This window comes from Hydrogenophaga flava NBRC 102514, from assembly GCF_001571145.1.
Classification (GTDB): domain Bacteria; phylum Pseudomonadota; class Gammaproteobacteria; order Burkholderiales; family Burkholderiaceae_C; genus Hydrogenophaga; species Hydrogenophaga flava.
Window position 1 is genome coordinate 1 of record NZ_BCTF01000049.1, and the last position, 2,500, is coordinate 2,500.

Annotated in this window: 2 rRNA genes (1 of these 2 cut by a window edge); both read right to left on the reverse strand. The window is 51.0% G+C overall.

The annotated features are described in order from the left end of the window. Window positions 1–93: 93 nt before the first annotated feature. A 5S ribosomal RNA gene (gene rrf, locus HFL01S_RS24160) occupies window positions 94–206 on the reverse strand. A 160-nt stretch (window positions 207–366) separates the two neighbouring features. Then, window positions 367–2,500 (reverse strand): 23S ribosomal RNA (locus HFL01S_RS24165) (it continues 743 nt past the right edge of the window).

The following is a 2,500-nucleotide window of genomic DNA, read 5'->3' on the forward strand; positions in this document are numbered from 1 at the left end:
TTTTGACCTCTAGCACCCCAAGCCTTGCTCTTGCGATTAGCTCCAGAAAAGCAAAAGCCCCAAGTATTTCTACTTGGGGCTTTTTCAATAATAGCCTGACGATGACCTACTTTCACACGGGAATCCGCACTATCATCGGCGCAAAGTCGTTTCACTGTCCTGTTCGGGATGGGAAGGAGTGGGACCAACTCGCTATGGTCGTCAGGCATAACTTGTTGCCTGGCTGAACGATTTGTTCAACCAGACGAATTCATAGAGTTTCGAATCAGCTCATTTTGATTGCTGCCAACGTCATGATTTTAATCATGATGGCATAAGACATTTGCACGAACCGTCTTTTCAGACATGTGGTTTCGTCAAAGTTATAGGGTCAAGCCTCACGGGCAATTAGTATCGGTTAGCTTAACGCATTGCTGCGCTTCCACACCCGACCTATCAACGTCGTGGTCTTCAACGACCCTTCAGGGGGCTCAAGGCCCCGGCAGATCTCATCTTGGAACGAGTTTCCCGCTTAGATGCTTTCAGCGGTTATCTCTTCCGCACTTAGCTACCCGGCAATGCCACTGGCGTGACAACCGGTACACCAGAGGTGCGTCCACTCCGGTCCTCTCGTACTAGGAGCAGGCTTCCTCAAATCTGCAGCGCCCACGGAAGATAGGGACCAAACTGTCTCACGACGTTTTAAACCCAGCTCACGTACCTCTTTAAATGGCGAACAGCCATACCCTTGGGACCGGCTACAGCCCCAGGATGAGATGAGCCGACATCGAGGTGCCAAACACCGCCGTCGATATGAACTCTTGGGCGGTATCAGCCTGTTATCCCCAGAGTACCTTTTATCCGTTGAGCGATGGCCCTTCCATACAGAACCACCGGATCACTATGTCCTGCTTTCGCATCTGCTCGACTTGTCAGTCTCGCAGTTAAGCACGCTTATGCCATTGCACTATTAGCACGATGTCCGACCGTACCTAGCGTACCTTCGAACTCCTCCGTTACACTTTGGGAGGAGACCGCCCCAGTCAAACTGCCTACCATGCACTGTCCCCGATCCAGATAATGGACCTAGGTTAGAACCTCAAACACACCAGGGTGGTATTTCAACGTTGGCTCCACAAGATCTAGCGACCCTGCTTCAAAGCCTCCCACCTATCCTACACAGATCTGTTCAAAATTCAATACAAAGCTACAGTAAAGGTTCATGGGGTCTTTCCGTCTTTCCGCGGGGAGATTGCATCATCACAAACATTTCAACTTCGCTGAGTCTCAGGAGGAGACAGTGTGGCCATCGTTACGCCATTCGTGCAGGTCGGAACTTACCCGACAAGGAATTTCGCTACCTTAGGACCGTTATAGTTACGGCCGCCGTTTACTGGGACTTCGATCAAGAGCTTGCACCCCATCAATTAATCTTCCAGCACCGGGCAGGCGTCACACCCTATACGTCCACTTTCGTGTTTGCAGAGTGCTGTGTTTTTAATAAACAGTCGCAGCCACCTATTTTTTGCAACCCATTCGTGCTCAGATGTTCTCATCACACTACTAGGGCACACCTTCTTCCGAAGTTACGGTGTCAATTTGCCGAGTTCCTTCTCCTGAGTTCTCTCAAGCGCCTTAGAATACTCATCTCGCGCACCAGTGTCGGTTTGCGGTACGGTCAATTACAAGCTGAAGCTTAGTGGCTTTTCCTGGGACCTCGTTCAGTTACTTCGCGAGCAAGCTCGCTCGATCGGCAGCCTCGGTATATGACGGGCGGATTTGCCTACCCATCGCCTACTTCTGCCTAAACCGGGACATCCAACACCCGGATAACCTATTAAGATCCGTCCCCACATCGCACTTGTAATCGGTACAGGAATATTGACCTGTTTCCCATCAGCTACGCATCTCTGCCTCGCCTTAGGGGCCGACTCACCCTACGCCGATGAACGTTGCGTAGGAAACCTTGCGCTTACGGCGAGGGGGCTTTTCACCCCCTTTAACGCTACTCGTGTCAGCATTCGCACTTCTGATACCTCCAGCAGCCTTTACAAGCCACCTTCACAGGCTTACAGAACGCTCTCCTACCACTTGCAATAAATTGCAAATCCGCAGCTTCGGTAACTGGCTTAGCCCCGTTACATCTTCCGCGCAGGACGACTCGATCAGTGAGCTATTACGCTTTCTTTAAATGATGGCTGCTTCTAAGCCAACATCCTGACTGTTTTAGCCTTCCCACTTCGTTTCCCACTTAGCCAATTTTAGGGACCTTAGCTGGCGGTCTGGGTTGTTTCCCTCTTGAGTCCGGACGTTAGCACCCGGTGCTCTGTCTCCCAAGCTGTACTCTGCGGTATTCGGAGTTTGCCTTGGTTTGGTAAGTCGCCATGACCCCCTAGCCAAAACAGTGCTCTACCCCCGCAGGTAATACTTGAGGCACTACCTAAATAGTTTTCGGAGAGAACCAGCTATTTCCAAGTTTGTTTAGCCTTTCACCCCTATCCACAGCTCATCCGCTGGTTTT